The organism is Pseudoduganella aquatica (assembly GCF_009857595.1).
Taxonomy (GTDB): domain Bacteria; phylum Pseudomonadota; class Gammaproteobacteria; order Burkholderiales; family Burkholderiaceae_D; genus Rugamonas; species Rugamonas aquatica_A.
Map to the genome: position 1 here is coordinate 1 of NZ_WWCU01000020.1, position 17,734 is coordinate 17,734.

The following is a 17,734-nucleotide window of genomic DNA, read 5'->3' on the forward strand; positions in this document are numbered from 1 at the left end:
GGTGGAGCACTGGTCGTCGCGCATGGTCATGACGACAGCGCGCTCCTGGGTTGTCAAATGTTTGTAGATTCTCGCCATGGCGGCACCTTACAGCAAAAGGTGTTGCACTTGGTCTTTGAGAACACCGTCCCAAACGAAGTGGTAGCTCAGGGTTTTTGTCGGCTTGCTCAGCAACGCACAGACAAGTCGCACCGATATATTGAACCACGTGATGGTTAGCTTCGGGGCGAAAGCCTGGCCTAAACGGCATATTCCACTGTATCTCCCTAGGGGTAGGCGAGGTGTTGATTTCAGTAGAGGAAAGCACAAATTGGGTACACAAGCGTTTGCGTCGGTAGAGGAGTATTTGGGGTCATTGGATAGTGTAAAGGCGAAAACACTTCGCACCATTATCACTTTTGTGCTCAGCGAGTTTCCTGAGCTGAAAGCCAAGCTTGCCTGGAATGTCCCGCACATCCACTGGAACGGCAAGTATCTGGCCGGCTTGGCTGCTTACAAAAATCATCTGACAATTGCTCCATGGAGCGCCTCCGTGATGGAGACTTTCAAGCCGAGGCTCCAGGGTCTTGTTGTTTTTAAGAATTGTTTTCATATCCCGGTTGACTGGAGTATGGACGAGGGCTTGGTGAAAGACTTCGTGCGCGCCCGGCTGGCTGAGCTGGACTAGCGTTTGTATGCCCCATCTAACAGATGGAATGCGAAATAGTCCCTAAGGTGGAGTCTTACACGTCCACTCGCATAGGGGTAGTACAGATGAATACTCGCAGCCTGATTTCTTCCACTCTGATCGGCGCCGTCGCCAGCGCGCGGTCCATGACGCCGATGGCCACGCTCGCGGCGGCGCGCCTTGCGCAGCGCCAAACAAGCGGAGAGCTGGTCCTGCTGGATCGGCCGGTGTTCAAGTACGGTGCGCTCGCCATGGGGCTCGGAGAGCTGGCCGGTGACAAGATGAAGTCCGCACCTGACCGGACTGTCTTTCTTGGGCTGCTGGCGCGCGTGTTGAGTGCCGGGATTGCCGGCGCGGCGCTGGCGCCCAAGGGCCGGGAGCAGGCTGGCGCTGTAGTCGCAGTGGCAACTGCCGTGCCGCTTGCCTACGCGACGCTCGCTGCCCGCAAGCGGGCCATGGCGCAGATCGGGCAAACCCGGAGCGGGCTGATTGAGGATGCGCTGATCGTGATAGCCGGTGCTGCGGTGGTGGCCCTGTCAACCAGGCCTGAGCGCACCGCCTTAGGCAGCGAGTGAAACGGACGCGAGCGGGGCGAGGCGGGCGGTGGCGCCTTCGATGAAGTGCGGGGCGAACATGCGCTTCTCGGCGGCGCCACCGGGGTTGTCGATTAGGTTGTGCAGCAGGTCGGCCGCCGCTGCCGCCATTTGCTGCATGGGGTGGCGCAGGGTGGTCAGGTTGTAGCTGAGCCACTCGGAGGCCTCGACCGCATCAAAGCCGGCCACGGACAGCTGCTCCGGCACGTTCAGCCCGAGTTCGTGGCGCGCGCAGTCCAGGCAGCCTATGGCCATGACGTCGGTGCCGCAGATGACGGCGTCCGGTACCCGGCCGTTGCTGCGCGCGATGATTTCGCGCAGGCCCAGCTTGCCGCTGGTGTAGTCGAAATTGCCGCGCACGATCAGCGGTTCCGGCAGCATGAGCTCGGCGAGCCGTTCGCAGACGCCGCGCCGGCGTTCGCTGGCCACGGCGTTGTCCTGCGCGCCGTCGATGATGCCGAACACGCGGTGCCCGGCCGCAGCCAGCCGCGAGGCCAGCGCGCGGCCCGCTTCGTACTGATCGCAGGCCACGGTGTTGGCGGCCTGGCCGCGCAGGTTGCGGTTGAAGACCACCAGCGGCACCCGGCGGCGCTCGAACTCGGCCACTTGCGCCTCGCTCAGCGTGGCGGCGGCGATCACACCGTCCACCTGGTATTGCCAGACGTCGTTCATCACGCCGTCCAGCTCGCTTTCGCGGTTCAGCGTGAACAGCAGCACGCGCTTGCCGCGCCGCGCCAGTTGCTTGCTCAGTTCGGACAGCGCTTCGGGGTAGAAGAGATTGGCTGCGTTGGAGATGATGACCGCCACCATGTTGCTGCGCCGCGTAATCAGGCTGCGCGCCGCTGCATTGGGGATGTATTCCAGGCTGCTGGCCGCTTCCATCACGCGCTTGAACGTGTCCTTGGACACGCTGGCGCCCGGTTTGAAGCAGCGCGACACGGCCGATTGCGACACGCCCGCCACCAGCGCCACGTCGTAGGACGTCACGCGCCGGTTGTCGCGCAGTATGGCTGCCTTGTGTTCCGCAGCGCTCGGTGCCGGCGCGTTTTTCGTAGGTCTCATCTCTGTTGGGCCAGGCATTGCATGTTTATAGTTATTTCCTGAGGATATCTTATTGTCTTACCGTATGGCAATAGTCTGCGATAATAATGCTGGCAAGTGTCGTTAAATAGGCGCAGGGCAGGCCGTTTCTGCTAAACTACCGCCCCTTAGAATTTACTGGAAGATAGACATGGCCATAGCTTGCGGAGTCGATTTTGGCACGTCCAATTCCACGGTGGGCTGGGTGCGTCCCGGCCACGGCACCATGCTGGCCCTGGAGGACGGCAAAACCACCTTGCCCTCGGTGGTGTTCTACAACGCCGAAGACGAGGAAGTCACGTTCGGCCGCGCCGCGCTGAGCGAATACCTGGCCGGCTACGAAGGCCGGCTGATGCGCTCGCTGAAAAGCCTGCTGGGCACCAGCCTGATCGACGGCCAGACCGAAGTGGGTGGCCGCGCGCTGCCGTTCCGCATGCTGCTGGCCAACTTCATCGGCGAAGTCAAGAAGCGCGCCGAGCAGGCATCCGGCCGCCAGTTCACCTCGGCCGTGTTCGGCCGCCCGGTGCACTTTATCGACGATAACGCCGCCAATGACCAGCTGGCCGAGGATACGCTGGCCGAGATCGCCCGTTCGGTGGGCTTCAAGGATATCGCGTTCCAGTTCGAGCCCATCGCCGCCGCTTTCGACTACGAGTCGCAGATCGACCGCGAAGAGCTGGTGCTGATCGCCGACATCGGCGGCGGTACGTCGGACTTCTCGCTGGTGCGCCTGTCGCCCGAGCGCGCCAGGAAGGCCGAGCGCCGCGACGACATCCTGGCCACCGGCGGCGTGCACATCGGCGGAACGGACTTTGATAAATACCTGAGCCTGTCGGCGGTGATGCCGCTGCTGGGTTACGGCACCCAGCTGAACAACAATAGCGAAGTGCCGTCCAGCTACTTCTTCAACCTGGCCACCTGGCACACCATCAACCTGGCTTACACCAAGAAGATGTGGACGCAGCTGTCGGAGCTGGTGCGCGACGCGCGCGAGCAGGACAAGCTGAGCCGCCTGCAAAAGCTGATCGACCAGCGCGCCGGCCACTGGCTGGCGATGAAGGTGGAGGAGGGCAAGATCGCCCTGTCCGGCGCCGAGCACGTGGCGCTGGAGCTGGACCGATTGTCGCCCGCCGTCACGCTGGACCTGAGCCGCAGCAGCTTCGACAGCGCTATCGGCCACCTGGTCGGCTCGGTCGAGCAGACCGTGCAGAAGATGCTGGCGGACGCGGGCGTCAAGCCGGAGCAGGTGGACACGGTGTTCTTCACCGGCGGCTCGAGCGGCGTGCTGTCGCTGCGCGAACGCATCGGCGCGGTGCTGCCTGCCGCGCGCAAGGTGGAAGGCGACCTGTTCGGCAGCATCGGCGCCGGCCTGGCGCTGGACGCGGTGCGCAAGTTCGGGGGCGCGTAATGACGGTGTACAGCAAGCCCATCGTGATGATCGACTTCGAGACCACGGGGCTGTCGCCGGACATGGGCGACCGCATCACGGAGGTGGCTGCGCTGCGCATCGAAGACGGCCGTATCACCGACCGTTATGTCTCGCTGATCAATTGCGGCGTGCGCATACCCAGCTTTATCACCGGCCTCACCGGCATCACCCAGCAGATGGTGGACAGCGCGCCGCCGGTGGACGAGGTGGTGCCCGAGCTGCTGGACTTTATCGGTTCCGACGCGCTGGCCGCGCACAACGCCAGCTTCGATGAGAAGTTCTTGCGCGCGGAAGCGGGCCGCTTTGGCCTGGCGCCGGCGCACCAGGGCACGGTCTGTTCGCTGAAGCTGGCGCGGCGCGTGTTTCCCGCGCTGGGCTGCTATAAGCTGGGCCAGCTGTCCGGCCAGCTCGGCATCCGCTTCAAGAGCGCGGCCCACCGGGCCGAGTCGGACGCGGAAGTGGCGGCGCAAGTGCTGCTGCATATCGCACGCCACCTGGGCGATACCTACGGCCTTGCCCAGGTTGAGCCGGAACTGCTGCTGTCGGTAAACAAGCTGGCGGCGGCCAAGGTGCATGCTTATCTGCTCAAGCAGACCGGCAAGTAGGAGCCGGATGGTCCGCTAGCCGAAAATTTCCGCCTGGCTATCAATTCGCAATCATGATTGAGCGCGATCAAAAGGATGCTGGCCTGACTGACTAAACTTTGTGCACACGCGTCGCAAAGAGTCATCATGGACCATCGCTATTCCCCCGCCGACAGCACTATCTTCTCCTGGTACCGCGATGCTGCAGCGCGCGGCAATCCCTACGCCCAGTTCAACCTGGCCCTGCTGTACAAGAAGGGCCAGGGCGTGCGCCGCGACGACGAAAAGGCCTTCATCTGGATGCGCCTCGCCGCGCTGCAAGGCTTGGCGTTTGCGCAAAATCATCTTGGCGCCATGTACTACAACGGTCGCGGCACGGCCTGCCGCGACGCCGAGGCCGCCTTCTGGTTCCGCCTGGCCGCCGAGCAGGGCGAAGCTTCCGCGCAGCAGAACCTGGGCCAGATGTACCGCAAGGGGCGCGGCGTGGCCCGCAGCGATGACACCGCGCTGGCCTGGTTCAGCCGCGCCGCCGCGCAGGGCGTGGCCAGTGCGCAGGCGCTGGTGGGCGAGGCTTATCTGCTGGGGCTGGGCACGCGGCGCAGCGATCCGCTGGCGCTGGCCTGGCTGCGCAAGGCGGCCTTGCAGGGCGACGCGGACGCCCAGCTCAACCTGGGCCGGATGCACCAGCGCGGCCAGGGCGTGCCGCCCAGCGAAGCCGCCGCGCTGGCCTGGTTCCGGCAGGCCGCCGCGCAGGGCCACGCGGTCGCGCAGCGTCTGGTCGGCATCGCCTACGCCGAGGGGCGCGGGGTGGCGCCCGACCAGCGCCGCGCCTACAGCTGGCTGGCGCGCGCCGCCGCGCAGGACGACGTCGACGCCCAGTTCAGCCTGGCCGTGCTGCTGGCCAATGGCTACGGCGTGGAACGCGACGAGCCGGAGGCCCTGATCTGGTATCGCCGCGCCGCCGAGTCCGGCCACGCGCAGGCGCAGTCCAAGCTGGCCGCCATGTATGCGCAGGGACGCGGCGTGGCCGCCGACGCGGCGCGCGCGCTGGAGTGGTATTGCCAGGCGGCCGAGCAGGGCGTCGTCACTGCCCAGTTCAACGCGGCAGTCATGTATGCCAACGGCCACGGCGTGGAGCGCGACGAGGTGCGCGCCGTGGCCTGGTACCAGGCTGCGGCGGCCCAGGGCGACGCCAGCGCGCTGAACAACCTGGGGGTGATGTACGCCAACGGCCAGGGCGTGGCGCGCGACGACGAGGCGGCGGTGGCCTGCTACCGCCAGGCCGCCGCCAAGGGCCATGTGCTGGCGCAGTACAACCTGGGCGGCATGTATCACAGCGGACGCGGGGTGGCGCGCGATCCGGTGCAAGCGTATATCTGGATTGCCGTGTCGGCCGCCGGCGGCAACGCCTGCGCGGCGGCGCAGCGCGAGCAGATGCGCGGAAAACTGAGCGAGGCCGAGCTGGCCGGTGCGCTGGCCGCCGCGTGCGCGCTGGCCGAGCAATTTCCCGCCAGCGGCGAACAGCCGGCCTGCCAGCAGGCGGGCGCCTAGCCGGGCTGGACGTGCTGGCGGCGGTCCGCGAACAGGCTGTTGCCGTGGATCTTCTTGGCCTGCTTCTTGGCGTCCGAAGCCTGGGTGGCGATCTGGTGGTGGGAATAGTACTGGTGCGGCTCCACGCGTATCGTGCCTAGAGACAGGCTCATCAGCGAATAGAACACTTTTTTCCCCTGCCTGTCCTCGCTGATATAGCCACCGCGGTCGCGGTCCTCCAGGCTGTAGAAGTCCAGCACGCTGCTCTCGAAATCGGCCAGGATGGCGCGGCAGCGCGTTTCCCAGTCCTCGCTCTGGAACAGCAGCATGAAGTCGTCGCCGCCGATATGGCCGATAAAGTCGCGGTCGGGATCGCAATGGCCGCTGAGGATGCGGGCCGTCATCTGGATCACGTCGTCGCCCCGGCGGTAGCCGTACACGTCGTTGAAGGGCTTGAAGTGGTCCAGGTCGCAATAGCAGACCCAGAAGCGCGTGCCGCTTTCGAGCAGGCGGTCGATATGTTCGTTGATGGGCACGTTGCCCGGCAGCTGGGTCAGCGGGTTGGCGTAGCGCGCCGCGTGGATCTGCATCTGCGTGATTTCGCGCATCAGGTCGTGGCCGGTGCCCATGCCCAGGTAGCGCCCGTGCTCGGTGATGATGAAGCCGTTGAACAGGTGGTGCGCGGCCGACTCCACCATGCGGTAGGACAGGTCCTGCAGGCTGGTGTCCTTGTCGGCGATCAGCGGCTTGGGGTCCATGAAGACCTTGCAGGACTTCTTGCCGTACAGCTCGCGCTGGTAGGGGCGCGCAAAGTGGTCGATCATGTCGAAACGGCTGATCAGGCCGAGCGGCTCGCCGCCGTCCACCACCGGGATAATCATCAGCTTGGGTTCCGCCATGAAGATCTCATAGACCTCGTTGTTGCTCATGGACGGCGGCACCGCCGCCACCTCGTGCAGCAGCTTGGCGATGCTGGCGGCCTGCTTTTCGGCGCCGCGCTGCGGATACACGGCCACGCCGTTGCGGCTGAGCGCCTTGGCCACTTCGGCTGGCAGGGCGCGCGCCGGCGCGTGATGCGGCCGGCCAAGGTGGTAGCCCTGGCCGTAGGCCACGCCGATATCGCGCAGCACCAGCAGCTCGGCCTGGGTTTCTATGCCCTCGGCGATGACCAGCGTGTCGGACTTGTCGGCGATCTCCTGGATGGAGCGCACGAACTGCAGTTTCACCGGGTCGTGGTTGATGCCCTGGATGAAATGCATGTCGATCTTGACATACTCGGGCCGCAGTTCCGACCACAGGCGCAGGCTGGAGAAGCCTTCGCCCAGGTCGTCGATGGCGATCTGGAAGCCCATGTTGCGATAATGCAGCACCGCTTCGCGCATCAGTTCGTAATCATAGGTGGGCTGATTTTCGGTCAGTTCGATAATCACGCGCTCCGGATTGATGCCGAGCTGTTGTATGTATTGCAAAGTTTCGCCGCGCGTGCCGTCCGGCTGCAGCAGCAGGCATTCGGGGCTGACGTTGAGGAAGAGCTTGCCCGGCAGCTTGAGTTCGGCGAAGCGCTCCAGCACCACGCGCCGGCACAGATGCTCCACCTCCACCGTGCGTCCGCACACGCGGGCCGCCTTGAACAGGTTCAGCGGCGAGTGCAGGGGGCTGTCGGACGGGCCGCGTATCAGTCCCTCGTAGGCAATGATGTCGCCATCCTGCATGCGGGCGATGGGCTGGAACAGGGCGTTCAGCTGGCGCCGCTCGATGATGTCGTTCAGTTGCATGCGAAGCAAGGCGTCGTCGTCGGGTGCGGGGCGCAGATAGGCCACATTGTTCATGGTAAGCAGGCAAGAAGTAGCAAGTGTGTGATGGTAAGCAGGGAATGTGACAGGTTGATGAATTCAGGAAACTACTTAACGCTGTCCGCTGCTGGCGCTACAATAGGATTTCCTCTATCAGCACTCATGCCCGCACCGATGCCGAAACCGTTCCCCCGCCTGGCCGCCGTCGCTACCCTCTGTTTGCTGGCGGCTGGCGCCCGCGCGTCCGGCGTTGCCGTGGCGGTGCACGACAGCACCGGGACGCCGCTGGCCGACGCTGTGGCCTGGCTGGAGGCCGAGGCCGGGCAGGCCGTGTCCAAGGGCGCGCTGAAAACCGCCGAGATCGAGCAGAAGAGCTTGAAATTCATGCCGTTGGTGACCGTGGTGCAGACCGGCACCCGCATCGACTTCCCGAACAACGACAAGGTGCGCCACCACATCTACTCCTTCTCGCCGGCGCACAAGTTCGACCAGAAGCTGTATTCGGGCACCACGGCCACGCCGCAAATCTTCGACAAACCCGGCATTGTTGTGCTGGGATGCAACATCCACGACAAGATGGTGGCCTATGTGCGCATCGTCGATACGCCTTACTTTGTGAAGGGCGACGCGGCCGGCGTGGGCCGCATCGACGCGCCGGCCGGCAAGTACGTGCTCAAGGTCTGGCATTTCAATATGGCCGGCGGACAGCCCGCCGAGCAGGCGGTGGTGGTCAAGGCCGGCGACGCACTGGGCACCGCCAGCTTCCGCCTGCCCATGAAGCCGCCCGTCAGCGGCGACGCGCTGTAGGAGCCCGCATGCGCTTCCACTTCCGCAGCCTGGAGAGCCGCATCGTCACGCTGTTCCTGCTGCTGATCGTCGCGGTGCAGGTGGCCGGGCTGCTGCTGATCCAGCGCGGCATCGACAGCAATGCGCGCGCTTCCATCAGCGTTGAACTGGGCAACGGCGCCAAGGTGTTCCGCCGCCTGTTGGAGCAGAATGCGCAGAGCCTGCGCTTCGGCGCCCGCCTGCTGGCGCGCGACACCGCCTTCGTGGCCGCCATCGGCAACAACGACGAGTCCGACCGCGCCACCATCGAATCCGCGCTGGCCAACAGCGGCCGCCGCATCAAGGCCACCGCGTCCATGCTGGTGTCGGCCGAACGCAAGATTACCGCCACCACCAGCGAAAGCCAGTCGGCCGGCCTGGAAAAGCTGGTCATGAGCATGCTGGACCAGGCCGAAGCGTCGGACGGCGCCAACGGCATCGCCATGGTGGACCGCTATCCCTACCAGGTGGTGGTGATGCCGGTGAAGGCGCCCATCGTCATCGGCTACATCGTCATGACCTTCCCGATCGACGGCCAGCTGGCCGGCGAAATGCAAAGCGTGAGCGGACTGCACACGTCCATCCTGACGCGGGACCGGCAAGGCGGGCTGCTGCCGGTGGCTTCGACTTTCCCGGCGCCGGTGATTGCCGCCCTGACGCACAGCATCGAGACCATGCCGGCGCGGCTGGACGCGTCATTCGACGTGACGGTGCAGGACGCGCGCTACAGCGTGCGCCAGCTGCTGCTGGGCGAGGACGCCGGGCAGGCCGTGAGCGTGCTGCTGGTGCGCTCCATCGACGAGGCCATCGCCGAATATGCGCGGCTGGAGCGCTGGCTGCTGGGCCTGGCCGTGGCCGGCATCCTGATCTCGGCCGCCGCCAGCGTGTTCACCGCCAAGCGCATCGCCCAGCCGCTGACCCTGCTGGCCGACACCGCCAAGCGCCTCGAGCGCGGCGACTACAAGGGCCAGATTGAATTCAAGCGCGAGGATGAGATCGGCGCGCTGGCGCAGGCCTTCGACAGCATGCGCGACGGTATCGCCAAGCGCGAGCAGGAAATCCGCCGCCTCGCGTACTGGGACACGCTGACCGGCCTGCCCAACCGCGCCCAGTTCGTGCTGCACCTGAACGACTCCATCGCCGAGGCGCGCAAGCGCGAAACGCCGGTGTTTGTGCTGATGATGGACCTGGACCGCTTCAAGCACGTGAACGACGTCATGGGCCACAGCTTCGGCGACGCGCTGCTGCGCCAGGTGGCGGGGCGCCTGCAGGTGCAGCTGGCCAACCGCCGCAACACCTCGGCCCAGGTGGCGCGCCTGGGCGGTGACGAATTCGTGGTGCTGCTGCCGGATACCACGCTGGAGCAGGCGCAGGTGATCGCGCGCGAAGTGCTGACGGCGCTGGAAACGCCGCTCTCGCTGGACGAGCAGATGGTGGACATCGGCGCGGGCCTGGGTATCGCCGGCTACCCGCTGCACGGCGACAACGCCGAGTCCTTGCTGAGCGCGGCCGAGGTGGCCATGTACACGGCCAAGCAGCGCAACGACGGCGCCGTGGTGTACGACGCGGCCATCGACAAGAGCAGCGAGCAAAGCCTGTCGCTGCTGACCGAGCTGCGCAACGCGGTCGAACGCAACGAATTCCGCCTGTTCGTGCAACCCAAGATCATGCTGGGCAGCGGCAAGGCTGTGGGGGCCGAGGCGCTGGTGCGCTGGGTCCATCCCGAGCGCGGCAATGTCTTCCCCGACCAGTTCATTCCCTTCGCCGAACAGACCGGCTTTATCCGCGTGCTGACGCGCTGGGTGATGGAGCAGTCGGCGGTGCTGTGCCGCCAGCTGGCCGCGCAGGACATCAAGCTGAAGATTTCCGTCAACCTGTCCACGCGCGACCTGATGGACCAGGACCTGCCGGTGAAATTCGCCGAGCTGCTGGCGCGGCACGAACTCGAGCCGTCCGCCTTCTGCCTGGAGATTACCGAAAGCGCCATCATGGACGACCCGGTGCGGGCCCAGAACACGCTGGAGCGGCTGCACGGCATGGGCATGGAACTGTCCATCGACGATTTCGGCACCGGCTATTCCTCGCTGGCCTATTTGAAGCGGCTGCCGGTGGACGAGCTGAAGATCGACAAGTCCTTCGTGCTGAACATGGAGAACGACATCGGCGACAGCAAGATCGTGCGCTCCACCATCGACCTGGGCCACAACATGGGCCTGCGCGTGGTGGCCGAGGGCATAGAAAGCGAAGCCGTGTGGCGATTGCTGGCGCGCATGGGCTGCGACCAGGGCCAGGGCTACTTCATGAGCCGCCCCATGCCGGCCGAGCAGCTGGCCGGCTGGCTGGAGAAATGGCAGCCGCCGGGGGCGCCCGCAGTGGTGGCCGAGAGCACGCTGGCCGAATAAAAAGCGCTGCGCCGCGTTTCGGAACATTTCAAATTTGTCATATTCCACGCTATGATCGTCAGAGGCGCGGCACATCCGCGCCCTTCCCAAATAACCGGACGAGACGAATCTATGCAATTACGACGTGCTTCCCTGATCTTCGCACTGGCCGCCGCATTCAGCGGCACTGCGCTGGCGCAAACCTGCCCCGGTAATGGTGCGGTAGTGAGCTACCCGCTCAGCAAAAAGGTCGACCAGCAGGACAACTACCACGGCACCACGGTGGCCGATCCTTACCGCTGGCTGGAAGACGCCAACAGCGCCGAGACCAAGGAATGGGTGGACGCGCAGAACAAGCTGACGCAAGGCTACCTGGGCCAGATCCCGGCGCGCGAGGCCATCAAGGCCCGCCTGACCAAGCTGTGGAACTTCGAGCGCTACGGCGTGCCGTACAAAGAAGGAGGCCGCTACTTCTACAGCCGCAACGACGGCCTGCAGAACCAGTCCGTGCTGTACACCATGAAAACCCTGGCCGACACGCCGCGCGTGCTGCTGGACCCGAACACCCTGTCGTCCGACGGCACCGTGGCGCTGGCCGGCGCGGCCGTCAGCCCGAACGGCAAGCTGCTGGCCTACAGCACCGCCGCCTCCGGCTCGGACTGGAACGAGATCAAGGTGCGCGCCATCGACAGCGGCAAGGACACCGAAGACCATATCAAGTGGGTCAAATTCTCCCGCACCGCCTGGAACCACGATGGCAGCGGCTTCTACTATAGCCGCTACGACGAGCCGACCGAAGCGACCAAGCTGGCCGGCGTGAATTACTTCCAGAAGCTGTACTTCCACAAGATCGGCACGCCGCAAAGCGCGGACACGCTGGTGTACGACCGTCCCGACCAGAAGGAGTGGGGCTTCGGCGCCGAAGTGACCGACGACGGCCGCTACCTGATCATCAACGGCAGCCATGGCACCGAGCGCAAGAACCGCGTCTTCGTCAAAGACCTGGCCAGCAAGGACGGCAAAGTGGTCGGCCTGCTGGAGCAGTTCGACGCGGCCTACGACTTCATCGCCAACGAAGGCCCGGTGTTCTACTTCCGCACCGACAAGAATGCGCCCAAGTCGCGCATCATCGCCATCGACATCCGCAAGCCTGCGCCGGACCAGTGGAAAGAATTGGTGCCGGAAGCGGCCGAGACGCTGACCTCCGCCAACATCATCAACAAGCAACTGGTGCTGAACTACCTGACCGACGCGCACAGCGCCGTGAAGATTTTCGACCTGAAAGGCAAGCCCGTGCGCACGCTGGACCTGCCGGGCATCGGCTCGGCCAGCGGCTTCCTAGGCAAGGCTACGGATGCGGAGACCTTCTACTCCTACACCAGCTTCACCACCCCGGCCACCATTTACCGCTACGATATGAAGTCCGGCAAGAGCAGCGTGTACCGCCAGCCGAAAGTCGACTTCGACCCGGCCGCGTATGAGACCCGCCAGCAGTTCTACACCAGCCGCGACGGCACCAAGGTGCCGATGTTCATCGTGGCCAAGAAAGGCATCAAGCTGGACGGCAGCAACCCGACCTATCTGTACGGCTACGGCGGCTTCAACGCCTCCATGACGCCGTCGTTCTCGGTGGCCAACCTGGCGTGGCTGGAAATGGGCGGCGTGTACGTGCTGGCCAACCTGCGCGGCGGCGGCGAATACGGCGAAGCCTGGCACAAGGCCGGCACCAAGCTGCAGAAGCAGAACGTGTTCGACGACTTCATCGGCGCGGCCGAATGGCTGGTGGCCAACAAGGTCACCTCGCCGGCCAAGCTCTCGATAGGCGGCGGCAGCAACGGCGGCCTGCTGGTGGGCGCGGCGATGACGCAGCGCCCCGAACTGTTCGCTGCGGCCCTGCCGGCGGTGGGCGTGATGGACATGCTGCGCTTCCAGAAGTTCACCATCGGCTGGGCCTGGACCTCGGACTACGGCTCATCGGACAATCCGGAAGAGTTCAAGGCCCTGGTCAAATACTCGCCGCTGCACAACCTGAAAGCGGGCGGCTGCTACCCGGCCACCATGGTCACCACCGCCGACCATGACGACCGCGTGGTCCCGGCCCACAGCTTCAAGTTCGCCGCCGCAGCGCAAGCCGCGCAAGCGGGCGCCAACCCCATCCTGATCCGCATCGACACCAAAGCCGGCCACGGCGCCGGCAAGCCGACCGCGAAACAGATCGAAGAAGTGGCCGACCGCTGGGGCTTCCTGACCCGCGCCCTGAACATGGGCGCCCCAGCCGCCCCTGTCTCCGGCGGCAGCCAATAAGCCCTAATCCCCACCGCAAAATCAACCCTGACCCCTTTTTCTTTGGAAGAAAAATGGGGTCAGGGTTGATTTGTCTTTGAGGTAAGTTGCGCTTATTTTCCGTGGCCGGATACGAGCATGAATGAGGTCTTGATGCCGGCCAGTTCCGGCACGGTGCCGGGGCTGGATACTTCGGCGCTGTAGTCGCCGCGCACCAGGTCGATGCGGCCTATCTTGCGCAGTACCGCCATGTCGGCGCCGCCTGCGGCGAACTTGCATAGCGAGATGAAGGTCTGGTCCACCACCACCGCGCCGCCCGGCCGGCTCCGCACCACCACCCGCACCGGTATGGGCTGCCCCAGTCCTTCGCGCCGCGCCAGCGGGATGTTTTCGTAGCTGGTCTTGCCCTCGCAGTATTCGCCGTCGTAATGCGTTCCCGCTACCTGGCCTATGCGCTGCAGGTCTTCCTTCGCCTGCGGTGTGAAGCGCAGGTCGAACTCGTAGCTCTTATCCACCGGCACCGTGAACGGCACCGTGACCGTGGGCGCGGCAGTGGAGAGGGGCAGGGGCGTGTCCGGAATCAGCGGCGGGAAGGCGCAAAGGCCGGTGACAAACATGCCCACGCCGATGACGGATTTTTGGCAAAGCGTGTAAGCGAGAGGTCCCATGGCGGCAAGATGCTCCATTTGATTGCAGAGCGCCAAGTATGCCGCGTTTGGTCGCGACCGTCACCTTAGCTCAGCAAGCCGCGCCCGCAGGGGCGCGTTTGCGTTTATTGCAGCTGTATCTTGACCAGCGCATTGCCTATGAGCGTGTACAAGTTGCCGCTGCCGTCGATGGCTATGCCCATGGGTTTGCCGGGCAGTGGCCCGGCGGCAGTGACGGTGGTGACGTCGCCTTGTGGCGTAATCTTCCGGATCGTGCTGTTCTCATAGTCAGGCATGTACAGAATGCCGGATGGATCAATCGCAAGCGACACCCACAGGCTGTTGCTGAAGCGGGCCGCCGTGCCTCTGCCGTCTACGGCCGTGCCCGTGTCGCTGCTGCCCGCGAAGTCAAATGACGTCCCGTCCGGCGCCAGCTTGCGTAGCTTCCCCTTGTACACAGAATAAATGTTGCCGGCACCATCGACTGCCAGTCCAGTGCGGTATGGAGCCACTGTGCCAAACTGAGCGGATGCGACTTCTTTACCTTCCAGCATGCTGACCTTGCCTGCGGGAGATAGCTTCCGAAGGCTGAGCTGGTTGGCCAGGTAGAGGGTGCTCGCGCCATCGATGGCCAGGCCGTAGGGGATAAGCGCGCCTATCGCTCGCCCATCGAGCGAACTAATAGGGAAGTCATAGGTCAGTTCTACATTTCGGGCTGGAGTAATTCGGAGGAGCTGCGTGCCGGAACCGAAATATACATTGCCAATATTGTCGGCAAGTATGGAGTTGGCATAGATTCGTACGGTGTCGGCTGGTCCGGTTGTTGGTTGCGGGAAGCCCGACTGATCAGCTGGTGTCTGGCCCGCGTAAGTGCTGACAACGCCTGCCGGCGTCACTTTTCGGACGCTGTAGTTATCTTGGTCGCAAATATAAGCGTTGCCGGCGCCGTCTAGCGTCAGGCAGGCAGGCCCCGACATTCTGGCCGCGCTTCCGGTGCCGTCAGCAGATCCCTTTTCCGTCAGCGACCCGGCGACCACAGCAACGCCCGTGACGGTCAGCGCCGCCTCGGTACTGTTCACGCTGCCTGCGGTGTTACTGACGACGACGCTGAATTTGCTCTTCGTATCACCGAGCTGCGTTGTTGCCAACGCGTAGCTTGCCGCATTCGCTCCCTGTATGTCCGCGCCGTTGCGCTTCCATTGATAAGTAAGATTCGTGCCGCTAGCCGCCACCGCGAAATTAGCCGGACCGCCGGCGATAACCGTGACGCTGGCCGGCTGCGTCACGATCGCGGGAGGCTGGATAACCGGTGGCGCTGGCGCGCTGTCTGAGCTGCCACATCCGGCGAGCACAGCTGGCACGAGGAGTGTTGCCGCCACGCGGCGGTAATACGGAAATTTCCCCATCATAAATTGCTCCTAAGATTTCTGGTCAGTCCATAGTAGCAAGAATAAAAGATTGTTGATATATCAATGATGATAGTCACTCCCGGCCGCACTAATTAAGTGCGATTGCACCACGCTGGTGATTCGCTAGTGGTAGCCATATATCATACAAATCATGCACTTAGCGTAACGCACCAAATTGGTACGAGTTTTGCTTGTATGCATATTCTTTATTTGACTATGCATCTTTTTGGGGAGTGGCTGGTATGGCTGGTAACAATTCTGGTGCAGACGCGCTGTTTATCCTGCTTGGCGCCATCATGATTTTGGCGATGCATGCGGGGTTTGCGTTTCTTGAGCTGGGTACGGTGCGCAAGAAAAACCAGGTCAACGCGCTGGTGAAAATCCTGGTGGACTTCGCGGTCTCGACCATCGCATATTTCTTCATCGGCTATGGCATAGCCTACGGCGTGCATTTCTTTTCCAGCGCGGACGTGCTGGCTGCCAAAAACGGCTACGAGCTGGTGAAGTTCTTCTTTCTGCTGACGTTCGCCGCAGCCATCCCGGCCATCATTTCCGGTGGCATCGCCGAGCGCGCACGGTTTTATCCGCAGCTGATCGCCACTGCGCTGCTGGTGGGCTTTGTTTATCCCTTCTTTGAAGGCATGGTCTGGAACCACCGCTTCGGCTTCCAGGACTGGCTGCTGCACAGCTTTGGCGCCGAGTTCCATGACTTCGCAGGTTCCGTGGTGGTGCACGCCATGGGCGGATGGATTGCGCTGCCCGCCGTGCTGCTGCTGGGCGCGCGCCGTGGCCGTTATATGAAGAACGGTGCCATCGCCGCACATCCGCCTTCGTCGATTCCTTTCCTGGCGCTGGGTGCGTGGATACTGACCGTGGGCTGGTTCGGCTTCAACGTGATGAGCGCGCAGGCGCTGGACAAGATGAACGGCCTGGTGGCCGTGAACTCGCTGATGGCCATGGTGGGCGGCACCCTGGTGGCGGTGCTGATGGGTAAGAACGATCCCGGCTTCGCCTACAACGGCCCGCTGGCCGGCCTGGTGGCGGTGTGCGCCGGCTCCGACCTGATGCATCCGCTGGGCGCGCTGGTTACCGGCGGTATCGCGGGCGCCATCTTCGTATGGATGTTCACGCTGGCGCAGAACAAATGGAAGATTGACGACGTGCTGGGCGTCTGGCCGCTGCATGGCTTGTGCGGCGCGTGGGGCGGCATCGCGGCGGGCATCTTCGGGCTGAAAGGGCTGGGCGGCATGGGCGGCGTGGCCTTCATGCCGCAGCTGTTGGGCACCTTGCTGGGCGTGGCCGTCGCCGGCGCCTCGGGCTTCGCCATCTACGGCGCGCTGAGGGCCACCATGGGCCTGCGCCTGGACCCCGAGCAGGAGTTCCAGGGCGCCGACCTGTCGGTGCACCGCATCACTTCCACGCCGGAGCGCGAGTCAAACTGGTGATTCCGGCGGCTCGGCGCGCCAGCGCACGCGCTTGCTGCGCATGGTGAAGCGCTGCCGGTACACGCCGGGGCTGATGCCCGCGATCTTGCTGAACATGCGGCTGAACGAGCTGGCGTCGCTGTAGCCGCAGGCCAGCGCAATGGCGTGCAGGTTGTGCTGCGTGACCTCCAGCAGCACCTTGGCGCGATCCACGCGCACGCGGTGCAGATAGTCCAGCGGCGTCATGCCGACTGCGGTCTGGAAGTGGCGCAGCAGCGTACGGCTGCTGGTGGACGCCACCACGGCCAGCTCGTCGAGCCGGTAGGGCTGCTGCAAATGGGCTTTCAGCCATTGCTGCACGCGGTAGACAGGGCTGTCCGTGGTGGGATGCATCTGGCCGTCTTCAATCAGCTGGTAGCCCAGCCGCTGCCGTTCGGGCTGGTATTGCAGCAGCTGGGCGCAGCTCTCGCCTATGCTGGCATCGAGCAGCCGTTTCAGAATGGCCGCCGTGAACTCGATCTGTTGACTGGGCGCAACGCAGGTGTACAGCCGCTCGTTAAAATTCATGGCCTCGGTGGCGGAAAAATCGCACGCCGGATGCATCCGCGTGAACAGCGGTTTGGACACCCAGAGCGTATCGAGCCGCAGGCCGTCCAGCATGCCCATCATCGAAGGGTAGATCAGCCCGGATGCGGACGCGGCCACCATACCGCCTGCGTCCACATGGGCCTTCAGCTTGTGCAGCAGGGAGGGATAGCGCTGCGCAATTTCCATCAGTTCCGGCACCGTGCTGGCGATCAGCGTGGGCGCCATCAGCAGGGTGCGTGTGCCTGCGCGCGGGCGCTGCGTCGAGGCTGATAATCCGGGCGCGGAAGCGTCGAACAGCGGACCACATTCTTCCGGCACGTAGATATCCCAGGTGAGCGGGGAGGGCTGCTCAGGGTAGCGCGCGCGCAACAGGTTGGTGGCCGAACGCAGCACGTCCACCGTGCTGAAGACCGTGCCCATGGCCGCCTCTGGCGGGCACAGTATCTCTATGTGGAGCGGAGAAATGGTGGCGATATCGGTAATCATGATGGCGATAATGGC

15 protein-coding genes are annotated in these 17,734 nt (G+C 64.1%); 10 read left to right on the top strand and 5 right to left on the bottom strand.

Annotated elements, in window-relative coordinates; translation table 11 throughout:
- From GTP77_RS30360 to GTP77_RS17415, 3 genes are all read left to right on the top strand, one after another.
- Positions 1 to 219, top strand: a 219-nt coding sequence (locus tag GTP77_RS30360; protein WP_223149364.1) for a hypothetical protein, incomplete at its 5' end; no start/stop codon positions are given.
- A 91-nt stretch (positions 220 to 310) separates the two neighbouring features.
- On the top strand, positions 311 to 667 hold the full coding sequence (locus tag GTP77_RS17410) for an iron chaperone (RefSeq protein ID WP_161073421.1): 357 nt from the start codon (positions 311 to 313) through the stop codon (positions 665 to 667).
- Positions 668 to 753: 86 nt separating this feature from the next.
- Positions 754 to 1,242: a hypothetical protein gene (locus tag GTP77_RS17415; RefSeq protein WP_161073422.1), complete on the top strand. Its 489-nt coding sequence runs from the start codon at positions 754 to 756 to the stop codon at positions 1,240 to 1,242.
- Here the strand turns inward: GTP77_RS17415 and GTP77_RS17420 are convergent.
- The gene (locus tag GTP77_RS17420) at positions 1,228 to 2,322 is read right to left on the bottom strand and encodes a LacI family DNA-binding transcriptional regulator (protein ID WP_161073423.1); all 1,095 of its coding nucleotides are present in this window, start codon (positions 2,320 to 2,322) and stop codon (positions 1,228 to 1,230) included. The genes GTP77_RS17415 and GTP77_RS17420 overlap by 15 nt on opposite strands.
- A 169-nt stretch (positions 2,323 to 2,491) precedes the next feature.
- Here GTP77_RS17420 and GTP77_RS17425 point away from each other — a divergent pair, with 169 nt between their 5' ends.
- The 3 genes from GTP77_RS17425 to GTP77_RS17435 all read left to right on the top strand — a co-directional run bounded on the left by GTP77_RS17425 (position 2,492) and on the right by GTP77_RS17435 (position 5,904).
- Positions 2,492 to 3,748, top strand: coding sequence for an Hsp70 family protein (locus tag GTP77_RS17425; RefSeq protein ID WP_161073424.1), 1,257 nt, complete (start codon positions 2,492 to 2,494; stop codon positions 3,746 to 3,748).
- Entirely contained in the window at positions 3,748 to 4,374 is a 627-nt protein-coding gene (locus GTP77_RS17430) for a 3'-5' exonuclease (protein ID WP_187358750.1), read from the top strand. The genes GTP77_RS17425 and GTP77_RS17430 overlap by 1 nt, the downstream gene beginning before the upstream one ends.
- Positions 4,375 to 4,500: 126 nt before the next feature.
- Positions 4,501 to 5,904: an SEL1-like repeat protein gene (locus tag GTP77_RS17435; protein WP_161073425.1), complete on the top strand. Its 1,404-nt coding sequence runs from the start codon at positions 4,501 to 4,503 to the stop codon at positions 5,902 to 5,904.
- Here GTP77_RS17435 and GTP77_RS17440 read toward each other — a convergent pair.
- The gene (locus tag GTP77_RS17440; RefSeq protein ID WP_161073426.1) at positions 5,901 to 7,712 is read right to left on the bottom strand and encodes a GGDEF domain-containing protein; all 1,812 of its coding nucleotides are present in this window, start codon (positions 7,710 to 7,712) and stop codon (positions 5,901 to 5,903) included. The two genes, GTP77_RS17435 and GTP77_RS17440, sit on opposite strands and share 4 nt — an antisense overlap.
- 126 nt (positions 7,713 to 7,838) lie before the next feature.
- Between GTP77_RS17440 and GTP77_RS17445 the strand changes: the two genes are divergently transcribed.
- The 3 genes from GTP77_RS17445 to GTP77_RS17455 all read left to right on the top strand — a co-directional run bounded on the left by GTP77_RS17445 (position 7,839) and on the right by GTP77_RS17455 (position 13,186).
- On the top strand, positions 7,839 to 8,483 hold the full coding sequence (locus tag GTP77_RS17445) for a methylamine utilization protein (protein WP_229202244.1): 645 nt from the start codon (positions 7,839 to 7,841) through the stop codon (positions 8,481 to 8,483).
- An 8-nt stretch (positions 8,484 to 8,491) separates the two neighbouring features.
- Complete coding sequence (locus tag GTP77_RS17450; RefSeq protein ID WP_161073427.1) at positions 8,492 to 10,903, top strand: bifunctional diguanylate cyclase/phosphodiesterase; 2,412 nt, start codon at positions 8,492 to 8,494, stop codon at positions 10,901 to 10,903.
- Positions 10,904 to 11,014: 111 nt separating this feature from the next.
- Positions 11,015 to 13,186, top strand: coding sequence for a prolyl oligopeptidase family serine peptidase (locus GTP77_RS17455; protein WP_161073428.1), 2,172 nt, complete (start codon positions 11,015 to 11,017; stop codon positions 13,184 to 13,186).
- Between the two features lie 92 nt (positions 13,187 to 13,278).
- Here the strand turns inward: GTP77_RS17455 and GTP77_RS17460 are convergent, their stop codons facing one another.
- Together GTP77_RS17460 and GTP77_RS17465 are read right to left on the bottom strand one after the other, a co-directional pair.
- On the bottom strand, positions 13,279 to 13,833 hold the full coding sequence (locus GTP77_RS17460) for a DUF5625 family protein (RefSeq protein ID WP_161073429.1): 555 nt from the start codon (positions 13,831 to 13,833) through the stop codon (positions 13,279 to 13,281).
- Positions 13,834 to 13,937: 104 nt separating this feature from the next.
- The gene (locus GTP77_RS17465; RefSeq protein ID WP_161073430.1) at positions 13,938 to 15,221 is read right to left on the bottom strand and encodes a hypothetical protein; all 1,284 of its coding nucleotides are present in this window, start codon (positions 15,219 to 15,221) and stop codon (positions 13,938 to 13,940) included.
- 242 nt (positions 15,222 to 15,463) lie between these two features.
- Here GTP77_RS17465 and GTP77_RS17470 point away from each other — a divergent pair, with 242 nt between their 5' ends.
- Entirely contained in the window at positions 15,464 to 16,666 is a 1,203-nt protein-coding gene (locus GTP77_RS17470; protein WP_161073431.1) for an ammonium transporter, read from the top strand.
- Here the strand turns inward: GTP77_RS17470 and GTP77_RS17475 are convergent.
- Positions 16,655 to 17,653, bottom strand: a complete 999-nt coding sequence (locus GTP77_RS17475) for a GlxA family transcriptional regulator (RefSeq protein WP_161073432.1) — start codon at positions 17,651 to 17,653, stop codon at positions 16,655 to 16,657. The genes GTP77_RS17470 and GTP77_RS17475 overlap by 12 nt on opposite strands.
- Positions 17,654 to 17,734: the final 81 nt, after the last annotated feature.